Origin of the sequence: Pseudomonas sp. NPDC012596 (assembly GCF_042902325.1) — a bacterium.
Taxonomy (GTDB): Bacteria; Pseudomonadota; Gammaproteobacteria; order Pseudomonadales; family Pseudomonadaceae; genus Aquipseudomonas.
The window spans coordinates 65,214-82,753 of record NZ_JBIBEB010000008.1 but is presented as its reverse complement, the minus strand read 5'-3'; the positions used below and the strand labels follow the sequence as shown (position 1 = coordinate 82,753).

General features: G+C 62.2%; 14 protein-coding genes, 7 tRNA genes and 1 pseudogene. 17 read left to right on the top strand and 5 right to left on the bottom strand.

The features are described 5' to 3' along the window. Window position 1 precedes the first annotated feature (1 nt). From mltG to ACFY68_RS12180, 4 genes are read left to right on the top strand one after another with little or no spacing between them, the layout of a single operon-like run. Window positions 2-1,165, top strand: a complete 1,164-nt coding sequence (gene mltG, locus ACFY68_RS12195; protein ID WP_387527314.1) for an endolytic transglycosylase MltG — start codon at window positions 2-4, stop codon at window positions 1,163-1,165. Between the two features lie 9 nt (window positions 1,166-1,174). Further along, window positions 1,175-1,807, top strand: a complete 633-nt coding sequence (gene tmk, locus ACFY68_RS12190) for a dTMP kinase (protein WP_387527311.1) — start codon at window positions 1,175-1,177, stop codon at window positions 1,805-1,807. After that, window positions 1,800-2,786 (top strand): DNA polymerase III subunit delta', encoded by a 987-nt coding sequence (locus ACFY68_RS12185; RefSeq protein WP_387527308.1) that lies wholly within the window; start codon window positions 1,800-1,802, stop codon window positions 2,784-2,786. The genes tmk and ACFY68_RS12185 overlap by 8 nt, the downstream gene beginning before the upstream one ends. Window positions 2,787-2,817: 31 nt before the next feature. Next, complete coding sequence (locus ACFY68_RS12180) at window positions 2,818-3,600, top strand: TatD family hydrolase (RefSeq protein ID WP_387527305.1); 783 nt, start codon at window positions 2,818-2,820, stop codon at window positions 3,598-3,600. A 237-nt stretch (window positions 3,601-3,837) separates the two neighbouring features. On the opposite strand, the gene ACFY68_RS12175 is transcribed toward ACFY68_RS12180, so the two are convergent. Continuing rightward, window positions 3,838-4,971 (bottom strand): aminotransferase class V-fold PLP-dependent enzyme, encoded by a 1,134-nt coding sequence (locus ACFY68_RS12175; protein WP_387527302.1) that lies wholly within the window; start codon window positions 4,969-4,971, stop codon window positions 3,838-3,840. A 71-nt stretch (window positions 4,972-5,042) separates the two neighbouring features. On the opposite strand from ACFY68_RS12175, the gene ACFY68_RS12170 reads away from it, so the two are divergent. The 5 genes from ACFY68_RS12170 to ACFY68_RS12150 all read left to right on the top strand — a co-directional run bounded on the left by ACFY68_RS12170 (window position 5,043) and on the right by ACFY68_RS12150 (window position 8,519). Continuing rightward, window positions 5,043-5,678, top strand: a complete 636-nt coding sequence (locus ACFY68_RS12170; protein WP_387527300.1) for a TetR/AcrR family transcriptional regulator — start codon at window positions 5,043-5,045, stop codon at window positions 5,676-5,678. Window positions 5,679-5,784: 106 nt separating this feature from the next. Beyond that, window positions 5,785-6,753, top strand: coding sequence for a GTP 3',8-cyclase MoaA (locus ACFY68_RS12165; RefSeq protein ID WP_387527297.1), 969 nt, complete (start codon window positions 5,785-5,787; stop codon window positions 6,751-6,753). Between the two features lie 65 nt (window positions 6,754-6,818). Beyond that, window positions 6,819-7,424, top strand: a complete 606-nt coding sequence (locus ACFY68_RS12160; protein ID WP_387527294.1) for a DUF4823 domain-containing protein — start codon at window positions 6,819-6,821, stop codon at window positions 7,422-7,424. A gap of 10 nt (window positions 7,425-7,434) precedes the next feature. Beyond that, a complete protein-coding gene (locus ACFY68_RS12155; protein ID WP_387527291.1) occupies window positions 7,435-7,995 on the top strand; it encodes a DUF1285 domain-containing protein in 561 nt (186 codons plus the stop codon). A 107-nt stretch (window positions 7,996-8,102) separates the two neighbouring features. Beyond that, window positions 8,103-8,519: a cupin domain-containing protein gene (locus ACFY68_RS12150; protein WP_387527288.1), complete on the top strand. Its 417-nt coding sequence runs from the start codon at window positions 8,103-8,105 to the stop codon at window positions 8,517-8,519. A gap of 57 nt (window positions 8,520-8,576) precedes the next feature. Here the strand turns inward: ACFY68_RS12150 and ACFY68_RS12145 are convergent. Next, window positions 8,577-8,652, bottom strand: a tRNA-Asn gene (locus ACFY68_RS12145). Window positions 8,653-8,727: 75 nt separating this feature from the next. Next, the gene (locus tag ACFY68_RS12140) at window positions 8,728-9,924 is read right to left on the bottom strand and encodes an amino acid aminotransferase (protein ID WP_346613737.1); all 1,197 of its coding nucleotides are present in this window, start codon (window positions 9,922-9,924) and stop codon (window positions 8,728-8,730) included. Between the two features lie 287 nt (window positions 9,925-10,211). Here ACFY68_RS12140 and uvrB point away from each other — a divergent pair, with 287 nt between their 5' ends. Continuing rightward, window positions 10,212-12,227, top strand: a complete 2,016-nt coding sequence (uvrB, locus tag ACFY68_RS12135; RefSeq protein WP_346613738.1) for an excinuclease ABC subunit UvrB — start codon at window positions 10,212-10,214, stop codon at window positions 12,225-12,227. Window positions 12,228-12,352: 125 nt separating this feature from the next. Here the strand turns inward: uvrB and ACFY68_RS12130 are convergent. Together ACFY68_RS12130 and ACFY68_RS12125 are read right to left on the bottom strand one after the other, a co-directional pair. Then, window positions 12,353-13,842: pseudogene (locus ACFY68_RS12130) on the bottom strand (MDR family MFS transporter). Window positions 13,843-13,891: 49 nt separating this feature from the next. After that, window positions 13,892-14,947 carry an HlyD family secretion protein gene (locus ACFY68_RS12125; RefSeq protein ID WP_387527283.1) on the bottom strand — a complete coding sequence of 352 codons (1,056 nt, stop codon included), beginning with the start codon at window positions 14,945-14,947 and terminating at the stop codon, window positions 13,892-13,894. 143 nt (window positions 14,948-15,090) lie between these two features. Between ACFY68_RS12125 and gltX the strand changes: the two genes are divergently transcribed. From gltX to ACFY68_RS12090, 7 genes are all read left to right on the top strand, one after another. Continuing rightward, window positions 15,091-16,572: a glutamate--tRNA ligase gene (gltX, locus tag ACFY68_RS12120; protein WP_346613740.1), complete on the top strand. Its 1,482-nt coding sequence runs from the start codon at window positions 15,091-15,093 to the stop codon at window positions 16,570-16,572. A gap of 237 nt (window positions 16,573-16,809) precedes the next feature. Next, window positions 16,810-16,885, top strand: a tRNA-Ala gene (locus ACFY68_RS12115). 72 nt (window positions 16,886-16,957) lie between these two features. Further along, window positions 16,958-17,033: transfer RNA gene (locus tag ACFY68_RS12110), tRNA-Glu, on the top strand. A gap of 53 nt (window positions 17,034-17,086) precedes the next feature. Beyond that, a tRNA-Ala gene (locus tag ACFY68_RS12105) sits at window positions 17,087-17,162 on the top strand. A 42-nt stretch (window positions 17,163-17,204) separates the two neighbouring features. Further along, window positions 17,205-17,280: transfer RNA gene (locus ACFY68_RS12100), tRNA-Glu, on the top strand. 65 nt (window positions 17,281-17,345) lie between these two features. Further along, window positions 17,346-17,421, top strand: a tRNA-Ala gene (locus tag ACFY68_RS12095). 42 nt (window positions 17,422-17,463) lie between these two features. Beyond that, window positions 17,464-17,539: transfer RNA gene (locus tag ACFY68_RS12090), tRNA-Glu, on the top strand. The last annotated feature ends 1 nt before the right edge of the window (window position 17,540 follow it).

The window sequence follows — 17,540 nt, the reverse complement described above, 5'->3', positions numbered from 1 at the left end:
CGTGAGACGCAAATTCCTGCTGCTGCTGGAAATGGGGTTGATCCTGGCCGGCCTGGCTTTGGGCTGGTCGGCCTGGAAGGTCAACTCGGTGCTGGAGCAGCCGCTGCACGTGACGCAGGAGCGCCTGCTCGACGTGCCCAACGGCACCAACCCCAACCGCATGTTCTACCGCATGCAGAGCGAGGGGTTGCTCGATGACGCCTTCTGGCTGCGTTTGTACTGGCGCTTCAACATGGCTGGCACGCCGCTGAAAACCGGCGAATACCGCATCACGCCTGGCATGACCGTGGAAGACCTGTTCGATGCCTGGCGCCGCGCTGACGTGGTGCAGTACAACTTGACCCTGGTCGAGGGCTGGACTTTCCGTCAGGTCCGTTCGGCGATCGCCAAGCACGAAAAGATCAAGCATACCCTCGACGGCCTTTCCGATTCGGAAGTCATGGACAAGCTCGGCCATACCGGGGTGTTCCCCGAGGGGCGCTTCTTCCCTGATACCTACCGCTTCGTGCGGGGCATGACGGATGCCGAGCTGCTGCAGCAGGCCTACATGCGCCTGGATGAAGTGCTGGCCAAGGAATGGGCCGAGCGCACCACCGACCTGCCTTACCGTGACCCTTACCAGGCGCTGATCATGGCGTCGTTGGTAGAGAAAGAGACCGGCATCCCCCAGGAGCGCGGCCAGATTGCCGGCGTATTCGTTCGTCGCCTGCGGCTGGGCATGATGCTGCAGACTGACCCTACCGTGATCTACGGCATGGGTGAACGCTACAACGGCAGGATTACCCGCGCCGACCTGCGTGAGCCAACCCCGTACAACACCTACACCATCAGTGGTCTTCCGCCTACGCCGATCGCCATGGTCGGGCGCGAGGCGATCCACGCTGCGCTCAACCCGTCCGATGGCACCAGCCTGTATTTCGTCGCCCGTGGCGATGGCAGCCATGTGTTCTCCGACGACCTTGATGATCACAACTCGGCGGTGCGCGAGTTTCAGCTCAAGCGGCGGGCCGACTACCGCTCCAGCCCGGCACCCCAGGTGCAAGAGGGTGCCGAGGAGGCGCCGGCTGAAGCGCCCCCCGCGCCGAGCGAACCTTCTACAGACGACCCGGCACCGGCCAGCGAACCCGCCCCGGCCGAAACGCCGGCGCCTGACGAACAACATTAAGGACTGCCTGTGAGCGGCTTGTTTATTACCCTTGAAGGCCCCGAAGGCGCGGGCAAGAGCACCAACCGCGACTACCTGGCCGCCCGCTTGCGTGAGCAAGGGCTGGACGTGGTGTTGACCCGCGAGCCCGGCGGCACGCCGCTGGCCGAGAACGTCCGTGAACTGCTGTTGGCACCGAGCGATGAAGTGATGGCCGCCGACACCGAGCTGCTGTTGGTGTTCGCCGCCCGTTCACAGCACTTGGCGCAGGTGATTCGCCCGGCGCTGGCCCGGGGTGCCGTGGTGCTGTGTGATCGCTTTACCGATGCCACCTACGCTTATCAGGGCGGTGGCCGTGGCTTGTCGGTCGAGCGTATCGCCACCCTCGAGCAATTCGTTCAGGGCGACCTGCGCCCAGACCTGACCCTGGTGTTTGATCTGCCGGTGGAGATCGGGTTGGCCCGTGCCGCCGCACGTGGCCGCCTGGACCGTTTCGAGCAGGAAGGCCAGGCCTTCTTCGAGGCCGTGCGCCAGGCCTACCTGCAGCGCGCCCAGCGCGAGCCGCAGCGCTACCAACTGCTGGATGCCGCGCAATCGCTGGAAGCCGTGCAGCGCGCCATTGATGCACTGCTGCCTGGCATCCTGGAGCGTTGCCGTGGCTGAGGCCTACCCCTGGCAGCAGGCGCTGTGGCAGCAATTGGCGGGGCGTGCCCAGCATGCCCACGCCTATTTGCTGCACGGGCCGCAGGGTATCGGCAAGCGCGCCTTGGCCGAGCGCCTGATGGCAAGCCTGCTGTGCCAGCAGCCGCAAGGGCGGGATGCCTGCGGGCAGTGCAAGTCGTGTTTGCTGCTCAAGGCAGGCAGCCACCCGGATAACTTCGTGCTCGAGCCTGAAGAGGCAGACAAGCCGATCAAGGTCGACCAGGTGCGTGAACTGGTGTCCTTCGTGGTGCAGACCGCGCAGCTTGGCGGGCGCAAAGTGATCCTCATCGAACCGGTGGAGGCGATGAACGTCAACGCCTCCAACGCCTTGCTCAAAAGCCTGGAAGAGCCCTCCGGCAATACGGTGCTGCTGCTGGTGAGCCACCAGCCCAGCCGGTTGCTGCCGACCATCAAGAGCCGATGCCAGCAGGTCGTGTGCCCGCAGCCCAGCCTGGCCCAGAGCCAGGCCTGGCTGGCGACGGCGCTTGCCGATAGCGACGATGCCGAACGCGAAGAGCTGCTGACGCTTGCCGCCGGCTCACCGTTGATGGCAGTGAAGCTACAGGCTCAGGGCGTGCGCGAGCAGCGTGCGCTCGTCAGCGATGGGGTAAAGAAGCTGCTCAAGCAGCAGCAATCGCCCACGCAACTGGCAGAAGCCTGGAACAGCGTGCCGTTGTTGTTGCTGTTCGACTGGTTCTGCGATTGGTCGCACCTGATCCTGCGTTATCAATTGACCCAGGACGAGGAGGGGCTAGGCTTGGCCGATATGCGCAAGGTGGTGCAATACCTTGCACAGAAGAGCCGGCAAGCCAAGGTGCTCGAAGTTCAGGCGTGGATCCTCGAGCAGCGCCAGAAGGTGCTGGGCAAGGCCAACCTCAACCGCGTCCTGCTGCTGGAAGCCTTGCTCGCCCATTGGGTGCAGCTGCCGGGTTCCCGCTGATTTTTCCATTTATTCACGTGTGCCGTCTCCCATGCTCGTAGATTCCCATTGCCACCTCGACCGTCTTGACCTCAGTGCCCACCAGGGCTCCCTCGATGCCGCCCTGCAGGCGGCGCGCGAGCGAGGGGTGGGGCATTTTCTGTGTATTGGCGTGAGCGCCGAAAATGCCGGTGCGGTGAAGGCGCTGAGCGAGCAGTACACCGATGTCGATTGTTCGGTGGGTATACACCCGCTCGACCTGGCGCCGGGCGAAACCCCGGCGCTGGAGTGGTTGCTGCGCGAACTGGCGCACCCGCATGTGGTGGCGATTGGTGAAACCGGGCTGGACTATCACTACGAGCCAGAGGCTGCCGAGCTGCAACAGGCGTCGTTCCGCTTGCACCTGGAAGCGTCGCGGCAGACCGGCAAGCCGGTGATCGTGCATACCCGCGCGGCCCGGGCGGACACCCTGGCGCTGCTGCGCGAAGCCAGCCTGCCCCAGGCCGGCGTGCTGCACTGCTTCACAGAAGACTGGGAGATGGCCAAGGCGGCGCTGGACCTGGGCTACTACATCTCGCTGTCCGGCATCGTCACCTTCCGCAATGCCGACGCGTTGCGCGAGGTGGCGCGGCAGGTGCCGGCAGACCGCCTGCTGGTTGAAACCGACTCGCCCTACCTGGCGCCCATTCCCTACCGTGGCAAGCCGAACCTGCCGCAGTATGTGCGGGAGGTGGCAGAGTATGTGGCGTCGTTGCGTGGGGTAAGTTACGCGCAGCTGGCCGAGCAGACTACCGCCAACTTCAAGCGCCTGTTCCCCCTGGCCCGGGTTGCCTGAGCACCCGTCGGGGCATTCGATCAGGCAAAAAAAACCCGGGTTCTGGGGGAGGAATCCGGGTTAAGACCATTAGGAGTAAAACAAAGGTACGCGGTCCCTGAGCACCTTTATCGGCGCGCCACTTGGGGGGGATGCGCCGCGCCAACACTTCAAGTATTGGTCAGGTTTGGCACAGTGCCAGTGCGTGCTGGTCGTTTTTTAAACAGATTTGGAATACGCCCGGTGTTCCTTCCTTCCTCAATGCATGGCAAGCCGCCTCACTTGCTGTACAGCTTCATCGATAAGCCGCTCATTGGTATAGAAATGTGGCGAAAAACGCACACCGGGGCCCCTCAGTGCGCAAATCGTGCTTTCAGCGGTCAAGCTGCGATAAATAGCGGCGCTGTCTTGCCCTGTAATACTGAAGGTGACAATGCCCGCCCGCCGTTGCGCGGTGCCTGGGCTATGCAGTTGCACGCCAGGAATACTCGCCAAGCCTTGGTGCAACTGCTCGACCCGCTGTTGCAAAAGCCGGGCAACCTCATCCATGCCGATTTCCTCCAGCAATGACAGGCTTGCCTCCAGCGCACAAGCGCCGAGCATGTTCGGGCTGCCGCACTCGAAGCGCCGTGCGCTGCGCGCCGGTCGCCACTGGCGGCGCTCGAAGTCGCCCAAATGCTCCAGCATGTGCCAGCCATAGGCATTGAGCCTCAGTTGCGGGCGCACTGCAGCGCGGCAGTAGAAAAGGCCGAGGCCTTCAGGGCCAAGCATCCACTTGTGGCCGTCGGCCATGGCGAAATCGCACTGGTAGTGCTGCACGTCGAAGGGCAGGGCGCCGATCTGCTGGATGGCATCGACGCAGAACAATACGTTGCGCGCCCTGCAGCCCTCGCCGAGGCGCGCAAGGTCCAGGCGCAGGCCGCTACCGAACTGTACGGCGCTGACTGCCAGCAGGCGCGTGCGCTGGCCGCAGGCCGCCAGCAGCGAAGCCTCCGGGTCGGCGCCGGCCAGGCTCGCCTGAACCACTTCGACACCACGATCGGCCAAGGCCTCCCACACGATCCGGTTGGAAGGGAATTCCTCGTCACTGATCACCACCTGGTCGCCGGCTTGCCAGTCGAGGCCGAATGCGACAAGGGAGAGCGCTTCTGATGTGTTCTTGACCAGCGCGATATCGCCGCGTGAAGGTGCATTGATCAGCCGCGCCAGGCGATCGCGCAGGCGCCGCTCGGTGGCCAGCCATGCCGGATAGTCGCTGGCGCCCAGTTTCATGTTGTCCCGCGCAAAGCGCGCCACCGCGTCGCTGGCCCGCCGTGGCCAGGGGGCGATGGCCGCATGGTTCAGGTAACGCAGCCCCGGCGCCTGGTCGAACTCATCATGAAACATAGACATGGTTGGATGATCCGTGCAATTTGCTGCAAGTTAGGCATAATAAACCGCTTCAATGTCATCCAGTCCTTCCCATGCAGAAAGAACCTCGTAAGGTCCGTGAGTTTCGCCGTCGCGAACAGGAAATCCTCGATACTGCGCTCAAGCTGTTTCTCGAACAGGGTGAAGATAGCGTCACCGTCGAGATGATCGCTGACGCCGTAGGTATCGGCAAAGGGACGATCTACAAGCACTTCAAGTCCAAGGCGGAGATTTACCTGCGCCTGATGCTCGACTACGAGCGTGACTTGAACGCGCTGTTGCACTCGGCCGATGTCGACCGCGACAAGGAGGCGCTCTCGCGCGCCTATTTCGAGTTCCGCATGCGCGATCCGCAGCGTTACCGCTTGTTCGATCGCCTGGAAGAAAAGGTGGTCAAGGGCAACCAGGTGCCGGAGATGGTCGAGGAGCTGCACAGCATTCGTGCCTCCAACTTCGATCGGCTGACTCAGCTGATCAAGGGCCGCATCAGCGAAGGCAAGCTCGAAGACGTGCCGCCGTACTTCCATTACTGCGCCGCCTGGGCGCTGGTGCACGGTGCCGTGGCGCTGTACCACTCGCCGTTCTGGAGCAATGTGCTGGAGGATCAGGAAGGCTTCTTCCAGTTCCTCATGGACATCGGCGTGCGCATGGGCAACAAGCGCAAGCGCGACCCGGAACCCGCGACCTAAGCGTCTCGTATCGCTTGACTGAAACCGGTGTGGTGGCGGGGCTTGCAAAAACCTGAATTTTGAGTCAGGTTTTGCCAGCCCCGATTCACCCATGCCGGAGTCATTCATGATTGTCGATCGTCAAGGCAGGCGTTTTCGCAACCTGCGCGTCAGCCTGACGGCTGCCTGTAACTATGCCTGCAGCTACTGCGTGCCCAATGGCAAACGGCTGGTTGCGGCGCAGGATGAGCTGTCGGGTGAGGCGTTGGCGCGTGGCGTGGCATACCTCATCGAGGCCGCCGGCATCGAGCGCCTGCGCATCACCGGTGGCGAGCCACTGATCAGCCCCCGGCTGGACGCGTTTCTGGCCGCAGTGGCCAGGCTCGGCCTGCAAGACATCACCCTCACCACCAATGGCCAGCTGCTCTCACGCAAGTTGGCGCTGCTGCAGGCGGCAGGCATTCGCCGTTTGAATGTATCCCTCGATACCCTCGACCCCGAGGCCTTCCGGCGCATCGCCCGCGGAGGTGACCTGGCCAGCGTCCTGGCCGGCATGCAACAGGCCAGTGCCATGGGCATGCAGATCAAGGTGAACATGGTGCCTATGCGCGGGCAGAACCTGGATCAGGTGCTGCCATTGCTGGACTACTGCCTGGCCCGTGGTTTCGAGTTGCGTTTCATCGAGCTGATGCGTATGGGGCATCTCGCCCGTGACCCTAATGCTTTCCTGCAGCAGTTCGTCGGGCTCGATCAGCTGCTGGCCCTCATCGGCCGCGAGCACGGCTATCAACAGGTCGATGCGCCGCTGGACGCCACCGCACTGCGCTACCAGGTTCCAGGGAAAGGCCATTTCGGAGTGATCGCCAACGAGACTGTGCCGTTCTGCCGGACGTGCTCGCGGCTTAGGTTGTCCTCCACCGGTTGGCTGCATGGCTGCCTGTCGTCGAGCAATCGTCACTTTGTCGGCGACCTGCTGGAACAGCCGCGTCACCAGGCGTTGCCTGCCTTGCAGCGGCTACTGGTCAGCGCCTTGGCAGACAAGCAGGAGGTGGCGTTTTCCGGGGATGTGATGGTGATGAAGGTGATTGGCGGCTGATCTGGCGCAAAAGCTGCATCCGCCGGCTATTCGCCGGTTTTTCGTCACCGGCCACTGGAGGAAAGATGCGTAGCCTGGTCTTGCCCCTGGCGCTGTTGGCGCTGGGCGGCTGCATGAATGTCAGCGATATGGGCGAAGGCGTCCGTTACCACATGAGCGATGCTGGCCTGCTGGACCACAGCGACACCCGCCGCACGCTGTCGATCCGCCTGCAGCCCGATTCGTTCATCTTCATTGGCCAAGGCGCATTCACGCCGCCGGGCAAAGGCCCTGTGCCGAAACAGAACGTGGTGGCCGAGGAGGCATTCAAGAGTTTCGTCGAGTATTTCCCGCTGGTGCGCCGCGCCCAAGGCCCGTTGGGGCTCGAGGAAGCGATAGCACAAGCGCGTTCGGTCGGCGCCGACTATGTGTTGTATACCCGTTTCGCCCGCACCGACGACCGTATCGGCAATGGCGATGAGTGGTATGACGAACAGGCAGTCGACCGGCTGGGCTGGGACACCGGTGTGGTGCAGATGATGCTGATCGAAACCAGTACCCGTTACTTGATCGACACCGCCAGGATCAAAAGCCGTGGCGGTTTGTTGACGTTCCACGACAACACCCCTCAGGATTTGCTCGCAGCACCGATGCGCGAGTACGCTCGTAGCCTTCTGGGCATGAGTCAGTGAGGGCAGGGTGATGACCGATTCCGGCAAGGCCAACGATATTCTGGCGCAGATCCCCAAGCACAAAGGGTTGCCGCCGGTGCATCTGTGGAACCCGGATTTTTGCGGTGATATCGACATGCGTATCGCGCGCGATGGCACCTGGTACTACCTGGGCACGCCGATCGGGCGCAAGCCCATGGTACGCCTGTTCTCAACGATCATCCGCCGCGATGGTGATGACTACTTCCTGATCACGCCGGTGGAAAAGGTTGGCATCCGTGTCGATGATGCGCCGTTCGTTGCCGTGACGCTAGACGTGCAGGGCAGTGGTGAGCAGCAGGTATTGAGCTTCACCAGCAATGTCGAGGATCAGGTGGAGGCGGGTCCGGAAAATCCGTTACGGGTTGAGACAGACCCCGTGACCCAGGAGCCATCGCCCTACGTGCTGATGCGCAACAATCTCGAAGCGTTGATCCATCGTAATGTGTTCTACCAGCTGGTCGAACTGGCGGTGCCGCATGAGATCGATGGCGAAGAATGGCTTGGCGTCTGGAGCCATGGCGCGTTCTACCCAATCGGCCGTAGCAGCTGAATCACCGGGCGAGGCGAAGCGGCCCCCTGCTTTTTCCCTGAATTGGCCATTTGCCTGCCGTGCCCTAGGGCCTAACCTGCTGGCAGATGCCCATCAGGAGAAGCCCCATGAAACCCTCGATGCTTTCCCTTGCCTTGCTTGTCGGTGCCGGTCTGCTCGCCGGGCAGTCCCGCGCTTGGGCGCATGGCGATGCCGCAGACCAGGTCAAGGTCCTGCAGCAGCAGCAACCCAGCAACGCGCCCGGCAAGAGCGCCGTCATGCTTACCGTCAGCTATGCGCCTGGCCAGGCATCGCCCGCTCACCAGCATCCAGGCGCGGTAATGGCCTATGTGCTTGAGGGTGCAGTGGTGTCGAAGCTCAATGATGAGCAGGAAAAGACCTACAAGGCCGGTGAGTACTGGTACGAAGCACCGGGCACGGTGCACAGCGTGTCGCGCAATGCCAGCCAGTCCATGCCTGCCAAATTGCTGGTCTGGAGCCTTGTGGATGAAGGCAAGCCGGTGACCGAGCCGCTGCAGAAATAGCGGGTGCGGAAATAAAAAAACCTCCAGTGCTTGCGCATCTGGAGGTTTTTCAGAATTTGGCTCCGCGACCTGGACTCGAACCAGGGACCCAATGATTAACAGTCATTTGCTCTACCGACTGAGCTATCGCGGAATCTGCGCATATCTTACTGATTGCCGAGGGCAAGTCAACCCCGCCCTTGGCAATTCAGCTAGCCAAATCAAGCAGTTACAGCACTTCGACGATGGCCTTGGTGACCACGTGGATGTTGCTCTGGTTCAGCGCAGCGACAGCGATACGGCCGGTGTCCAGCGCGTAGATGCCGAACTCGTTCTTCAGGCGCGCCACTTGCTCGACGGTCAGGCCCGAGTAGGAGAACATGCCCGCCTGGCGGCCGACGAAGCTGAAGTCGCGCTTGGCGCCGTATTCGGCCAGCAGGCTGACCATCTGCTGGCGCATGCCGTGGATGCGCTGGCGCATCTCGCCCAGCTCCGCTTCCCACATGCTGCGCAGTTCGGCGCTGTTGAGCACGGTGGCGACGATAGTCGCGCCGTGGGTTGGCGGGTTGGAGTAAGTGGTGCGGATGACGCGCTTGACCTGCGACAGTACGCGGGTGCTTTCGTCCTTGCTGCCGGTAACGATCGACAGCGCACCTACGCGCTCGCCGTACAGCGAGAACGACTTGGAGAACGAGCTGGAAACAAAGAAGTCCAGGCCCGACTCGGCGAACAGGCGCACAGCGAAGGCATCTTCGGCGATACCGTCACCAAAGCCCTGGTAAGCCATGTCGAGGAATGGCACGTGGCCTTTGGCCTTGACCACTTCCAGGACGTTTTTCCAGTCATCCAGGCCCAGGTCGACGCCGGTCGGGTTGTGGCAGCAGGCGTGCAGCACTACGATCGAGCCGGACGGCAGGGCGTTCAGGTCTTCGAGCATGCCGGTGCGGTTGACGTCGTTGCTCGGGGCGTCGTAGTAGCGGTAGTTCTGTACCGGGAAACCGGCGGTTTCGAACAGGGCGCGGTGGTTTTCCCAGCTCGGGTCGCTGATGGCAACGACGGCGTTCGGCGACAGGCGCTTGAGGAAGTCGGCGCCGATCTTCAGAGCGCCGGTGCCGCCAACGGCTTGCACGGTAACCACGCGGCCAGCGGCCAGCAGTGGCGACTCGGCGCCGAAAATGAGTTTTTGCACGGCCTGGTCGTAGGTGGCGATGCCGTCGATCGGCAGGTAGCCGCGCGAGGCGTGCTGTGCGGCACGCTGGGTTTCGGCTTCGATCACGGCGCGCAGCAGCGGAATGCGGCCTTCCTCATTGCAATACACACCCACGCCCAGGTTGACCTTGTCGGTACGTGGGTCGGCGTTGAATGCTTCGTTGAGGCCCAGGATAGGGTCGCGGGGTGCCAGCTCGACAGCGGAAAACAGGCTCATTGTTACCTTGGCTCTGAATGGAGAGTGATAGGGCGTACACGCTCCAGCCGAATGCACTGAAGCGGTGCACAAACGGGGAGTCAGTATAGTGATACCGACCGGCCACTGCGACAGTGTGGCGCAGCTTTTCCGGTGTTTTGCGTAAATTTTTTTCAACCATTGGTCGAATTGCCGTGTCCATCGCAATGAGCGCTCACACCTGGGGCTTGAATCCGGCACCGGGCGGGCGCATTTGGGTATAGACTACTGGCTAAATTTACAGTTACTGCGTTACCGCGAGGTCCGACATGTCCGAGTTCCAGCTCGTCACCCGTTTTCAGCCGGCCGGCGATCAGCCCGAGGCCATCCGCCAGATGGTCGAGGGTATCGAGGCGGGCCTGTCGCACCAGACCCTGCTGGGGGTAACCGGTTCGGGCAAGACCTTCAGCATCGCCAACGTCATTCAGCAGGTGCAACGCCCGACGCTGGTGCTGGCGCCGAACAAGACCCTGGCCGCGCAGCTTTACGGCGAATTCAAGGCATTTTTCCCGAACAACGCGGTGGAGTATTTCGTTTCCTACTACGACTACTACCAGCCCGAGGCCTATGTGCCATCGTCGGACACCTTCATCGAGAAGGACGCCTCGATCAACGACCACATCGAGCAGATGCGCCTGTCTGCGACCAAGGCGCTGCTGGAACGGCGCGATGCGATCATCGTCACCACTGTGTCGTGCATCTATGGCCTGGGCAGCCCCGAGACCTACCTGAAAATGGTCCTGCACGTCGACCGCGGCGACAAGCTCGACCAGCGCGCACTGCTGCGCCGCCTGGCCGACTTGCAGTACACCCGCAACGAGATGGACTTCGCCCGCGCCACCTTCCGAGTGCGCGGTGACGTGATCGATGTGTTCCCCGCCGAATCCGACCTCGAAGCCATCCGCATCGAGTTGTTCGATGATGAGGTAGAGAACATTGCCGCGTTCGACCCGCTGACCGGCGAAGTCTTCCGCAAGTTGCCGCGTTTCACCTTCTATCCCAAGAGCCACTACGTCACCCCGCGGGAAACGCTGATGGAGGCCGTGGAGGGTATCAAGGAGGAACTCAAGGACCGCCTCGAATACTTGCACAAGGCCAACAAGCTGGTAGAGGCCCAGCGTCTGGAGCAGCGCACCCGCTTCGACCTGGAGATGATTCTGGAGCTTGGGTATTGCAACGGCATCGAAAACTACTCGCGCTATCTTTCCGGGCGCCCGGCCGGCGCGCCGCCACCCACCCTCTACGATTACCTGCCGGACGATGCGCTGCTGGTGATCGACGAATCCCACGTCAGCGTTCCGCAGGTCGGGGCCATGTACAAGGGCGACCGCTCGCGCAAGGAAACCCTGGTCGAGTACGGCTTCCGCATGCCGTCGGCTTTGGACAACCGGCCAATGCGTTTCGATGAATGGGAAGCGGTGAGCCCGCAGACCATTTTCGTTTCCGCCACCCCGGGGCCCTACGAAGCCGAGCATGCTGGCCGTGTGGTCGAGCAGGTAGTGCGCCCGACCGGCCTGGTCGACCCGCAGGTCGAGGTACGCCCGGCGCTGACCCAGGTCGACGACCTGCTGTCGGAGATCCGCAAGCGCGTGGAGGTGGGCGAGCGGGTGTTGGCCACCACGCTGACCAAGCGCATGGCCGAAGACCTCTCCGACTACCTGGCCGATCATGACGTGCGGGTGCGTTACCTGCACTCGGACATCGACACCGTGGAGCGGGTCGAAATCATCCGCGACCTGCGCCTGGGTACCTTTGACGTGCTGGTGGGCATCAACCTGCTGCGCGAGGGCCTGGACATGCCAGAGGTATCGCTGGTAGCAATCCTCGATGCCGACAAGGAAGGTTTCCTGCGCTCCGAGCGTTCGCTTATCCAGACCATCGGCCGCGCTGCGCGAAACCTCAATGGCCGGGCGATCCTTTACGCCGACCAGGTGACCGGCTCCATGCAGCGTGCCATCGACGAGACCGAGCGGCGCCGCGAGAAGCAGGTCGCGTTCAACCAGGCCAACGGCATCGTGCCCAAGGGCGTGGTCAAGGACATCACCGATATCATGGAAGGGGCAAACGTGCCGGGGTCGCGCAGCAAGAAGCGCAAAGGCATGGCCAAGGCCGCGGAGGAGAGCGCCCGCTACGAGGCCGAACTGCGTACGCCGGGCGAGATCACCAAGCGCATCAAGCAGTTGGAAGAGAAGATGATGCAGTTTGCCCGCGACCTGGAGTTTGAGGCGGCGGCGCAGCTGCGCGACGAGATCACTCAGCTTCGGGAGCGGTTGATTACCAGCTGAGTGTTCTTCAGTTGCGGCCCTATCGCCGGCAAGCCGGCTCCTACAGGTACCCCACGGTTCTCAGGCGATGTGCAGCCCTGTAGGAGCTGGCTTGCCGGCGATAGGGCTGTACAGGCAGCATTGATTCAATGTGCTTCACCCGCCTTGAGCCCCTCCGGCAGCTTGCGGGTCAACAACACCGCCACCATGCTCACCGCCAACCCGATCCCCACAAAATGGAACGCGTCGTTGTACGCCATGATCATGGCCTGCTGGTGGGTAATCTCGCTCAACTTGCCCAACGCCGCACTGTCGTTGCCCAGCCGCTCCGCCAGTTGCGCCATGCGTTCGGCCACCTGTGGGTTGCTCGGCACCACTGCCTCACGCAGGTAATCGAAATACACCTTGGTCCGCGCATCCAGCAGGGTGGCGAGCAAGGCGATGCCGATGGCGCCCCCCAGGTTGCGCAGGATATTGAACAGGCTCGACGCCGAGCCGGCATCCTGCTGCTGGATATAGGCCGTGGCGATCAGTGAAATGGTCACCATGATCATGGGTTGGCCAAGGGCGCGGATGATCTGGATGTGGTTGAACTGCTCGCCGGCAAAGTCGGGGTTCAATACACCGGACCCGAAACTGGCGACGCCGAACAGGCAAAAGCCCAGCGCGCAGAGTAATTTTGGTGGGATCACCTTCATCAACTGCGGCACCAGCGGGATCAGGAACAGCTGCGGCACGCCCATCCACATGATTACCTCGCCGATCTGCAGCGCGTTGTAGCCCTGGATTTGCGCAAGGTAAAGCGGTAGCAAGTAGATCGACCCATATAGCCCGACGCCCATGCCCAGGCTGGCGATGCTCGACAGGCCGAAGTTGCGGTTGCCGAGAATGCGCAGGTTTATCAGCGGGTGCGCCTTGGAAAACTGCAGGATGACAAAGGTGATCAGGCTGACCAGGGCAATGCTGCCCAAGGCGACGATCAGGTTCGACTCCAGCCAGTCCTTGCGGTGGCCTTCTTCAAGAAACACCTGCAGGCACCCCAGGCCGACCCCAAGGGTTACGATGCCCGCGTAATCTGTGCTTTTCAGCAATTCCCAGTGCGCTTCTTTCTTCTCCAGGCCGTACATCAGCCCAGCGATCATCACCAGGCCAGGTGGGATGTTGATGTAGAAGATATATTCCCAGCCCCAGTTTTCAGTCAGCCAGCCGCCCAGGGTGGGGCCGATGGAAGGGGCGAACGTGGCGGTCATGGCGAACATGGCCATGCCCTTGGCGCGATGATGCTCGGGCAGCTTGATCAGGGTCAGTGTGAAGGCCAGCGGGATCAGCGCGCCGCCGGTAAAGCCCTGCAGGGCGCGGAAAAGGATCATGCTCTCCAGGTTCCAGGCCATCGAGCAGAGCAGCGACGACACCAGAAAACCTGCCGATACCCACACCGCCAGGCGCCGGGCGGACAGCAGCTGCACCAGCCAGGCGGTCAGCGGAATCATGATGATCTCCGCCACCAGGAAGACGTGGAGATCCACGAGCCTTCCTCCAGGGTCGCCGACAGCGCTCCCTGGATGTCCTTGAGCGAAGAGTTGGTGATCTGGATGTCCAGCACTGCCATGAAGGCGCCCAGCATGACGCTCATCACTGCAATCCAGTCGCGCCGGGTAGGCTCCGCAGTCGGCCGGAGCAGCTGATCACCGGCCATTCTGGCCTTCATCCTCGGTGCGCAGGTCGACAGTGGCGGTCACCGACATGCCCGGGCGGATTCGGCCATGCAGCGGGTTGTCGGCAGCGAACGTCAGTTTCACGGGGATGCGCTGCACCACCTTGGTGAAGTTGCCGGTGGCGTTGTCCGGTGGCAACAGGCTGAACTGCGCACCGGAGGCGGCGAACAAGCTGTCGACGCGGGCCTCGATCGGGGTGTCGGGGTAGCTGTCGAACAGCAGCTCGGCGCGCTGGCCGGGTTGCATGTGGCCAATCTGGGTCTCTTTGAAGTTGGCCTGCACCCAGATGTCCGCGTCGGGCACGATCGACAGCAAGTAGGCGCCAGCCTGCACCACTTGGCCAGTGCGGGCATTACGTTGGCCGATCATGCCGCTGATGGGGGCGCGGATTTCGCAGCGGGTCAGGTTCAGCTCGGCCTGGGCAAGCTCGGCACGGGCGTTGGCGATTTGTGCATCCAGGCGCTTGAGGTCGGCGCTGAGGGCGTTGACCTGCTGGCGCTGGCTTTGCAGGTCGGCACGCGCCTTGTCGACCTGGGAGCCGGCAACGTGGCTCTCAGCCGACAGCGTGGTGACTTGCTGTTCAGAGACGAAGCCTGGCTTGCGCAGCTTTTCTACCCGGTTGAGGTCGAGGCGTGAGCGGTCGAATGTTGCCTGGTTGGCGGCCACCTGCGCCTGGCCTGCAGCAATCAGGCTGCCTTGCTGGGTCAGGCGGCTTTCAGCTTGCGCGTGCTCGGCTTCGCGGGTGGCCAGGGCGGCGCGGGCACGCTCCACGGCCAGTGCAAAGTCGGCGACCTCAAGGCGCACCAGCAGCTCGCCTTTGCGCACATGCTGGTTGTCTTCCACGCGCACGTCGTCGATACGTGCGCCGAGCTGGCTGGAGATCCTCGTGATCTCGCCTTGCACGTAGGCATTGTCAGTGCTCTCGTAAAAGCGGCCCTTGAAATACCAGTGGGCCAGGAAGGCGAGGGCGATGAGCGCGACCAAGGTGAAGAAGATCAGCAGGCGGCGTTTGAGTTGAGCAGGCATGGGGACTATCGTTCCAGAAGTGTAAGCAAATTTAACAGCGATACACCGCCCGCCCACAAGTGACGTTAGCGCCATTGCTGGAGCCCGATGCCCGCTCCCTGCTAACATCCCGCCTTTGTTTCATCTTTCGTTCGAGACTCTCCATGACCACCGTACGCACGCGTATCGCGCCATCGCCTACCGGCGACCCCCATGTCGGCACCGCCTACATCGCCCTGTTCAACTACTGCTTCGCCAAGCAGCATGGCGGTGAGTTCATCCTGCGCATCGAAGACACCGACCAGTTGCGCTCGACCCGCGAGTCGGAGCAGCAGATCTTCGACGCCCTGCGCTGGCTTGGCATCGAATGGAACGAAGGCCCGGATGTCGGCGGCCCGCATGGCCCTTACCGGCAGAGTGAGCGCGGCGAGATCTACGCCGAGTACGCCAAGCAACTGGTCGATGCCGGCCATGCGTTCTACTGCTTCTGCACCGCCGAAGAGCTGGAGCAGATGCGCGCCGAGCAGATGGCCCGTGGCGAAACCCCGCGCTACGACGGCCGTGCGCTGCTGCTGAGCGACGAGGAAGTGCAGCGCCGCCTGGCTGCTGGTGAGCCCCACGTGATCCGCATGAAGGTGCCCAGCGAAGGCATCTGCGTGGTTCCGGACATGCTCCGTGGCGACGTCGAGATCCCATGGGACCGCATGGACATGCAGGTGCTGATGAAAAACGACGGCCTGCCGACGTACTTCCTGGCCAACGTGGTCGACGACCACCTCATGGGCATCACCCACGTGCTGCGCGGCGAAGAGTGGCTGCCGTCGGCACCGAAACTGATCAAGCTGTACGAATACTTCGGTTGGGAGCAGCCCAAGCTGTGCTACATGCCGCTGCTGCGCAACCCCGACAAGAGCAAGCTGTCCAAGCGCAAGAACCCGACGTCGGTGACCTTCTACGAGCGCATGGGCTTCATGCCCGAGGCAATGCTCAATTACCTCGGCCGCATGGGCTGGTCGATGCCAGATGAGCGCGAGAAGTTCTCCCTGGCCGAAATGGTCGAGCATTTCGACCTGTCGCGTATCTCCCTGGGCGGCCCGATCTTCGACATCGAGAAGCTGTCGTGGCTCAATGGCCAGTGGCTGCGCGAACTGCCGGTGGAGGAGTTCGCCGCACGCGTGCAGAAGTGGGCGTTCAACAGCGACTACATGATGAAGATCGCCCCGCACGTGCAGGGCCGGGTCGAGACCTTCAGCCAGGTCGCTCCGCTGGGTGGTTTCTTCTTCGAAGGTGCGCTCAAGCTCGACGCCAAGCTGTTCGAAAGCAAGAAGCTGTCCGCCGACCAGGTGCGCCAGGTGATGCAGTTGATCCTGTGGAAGCTCGAGAGCCTGCGCCAGTGGGAAAAAGAGCGGATCACCGGTTGCATCCAGGCCGTTGTCGAAGCGCTGGAACTCAAACTGCGTGATGCCATGCCGCTGATGTTCGCCGCCATCACTGGCCAGGCCAGTTCGGTCTCGGTGCTCGACGCCATGGAAATCCTTGGCCCGGACCTGACCCGCTACCGCCTGCGCCAGGCACTGGACCTGCTGGGCGGCGTATCCAAGAAAGAAAACAAAGAGTGGGAAAAGCTGCTGGCGAACATCGCCTGATTCAGCTTTACACCTGACCTGTGGGGGCGGGCTAGCCCGCTCCCACAGGCACAGCTAACCCTGAAGAACCGGGGGCAGGGCGGTAAGTGATTGTTATCTGTGAAAAAACTTTTGAATAATTTCAAAATTTCGTTTGACAGCCTTGCAATCCGATCTTAATATGCGCCCCGTCCACAGCGATGAACGAAAACGAAACGCCAGGCACCCAGCCGGTGATTCGGTTCAAAGCGACATAGTGGGGCTATAGCTCAGCTGGGAGAGCGCCTGCATGGCATGCAGGAGGTCAGCGGTTCGATCCCGCTTAGCTCCACCAAATTCCGCTTGGCAGCCAAGGCTGTCGAGCAAGACCGGGTCCAGCAACCGGGTCTTGAAGGTAAGAAGGTTCGTCCCCTTCGTCTAGTGGCCTAGGACACCGCCCTTTCACGGCGGTAACAGGGGTTCGAGTCCCCTAGGGGACGCCAGTTTTGCACAAGCGATGTTTCACTATGTCGCTGGGCCGAGAGGCTAGAAATCCGGGGCTATAGCTCAGCTGGGAGAGCGCCTGCATGGCATGCAGGAGGTCAGCGGTTCGATCCCGCTTAGCTCCACCAATTTAGCCAGGGTTCGCATCAGCGAATCTTCGCGAAGGTTACGTCCCCTTCGTCTAGTGGCCTAGGACACCGCCCTTTCACGGCGGTAACAGGGGTTCGAGTCCCCTAGGGGACGCCACTTTTACCCGCGCTTTGCGGGACTTAAAGAGGCTCATTCGCATATTGGATGAGCCTTTTGTTTTCGGGGCTATAGCTCAGCTGGGAGAGCGCCTGCATGGCATGCAGGAGGTCAGCGGTTCGATCCCGCTTAGCTCCACCAATTTAGCCAGGGTTCACATCAGTGAATCTTCGCGAAGGTTACGTCCCCTTCGTCTAGTGGCCTAGGACACCGCCCTTTCACGGCGGTAACAGGGGTTCGAGTCCCCTAGGGGACGCCAC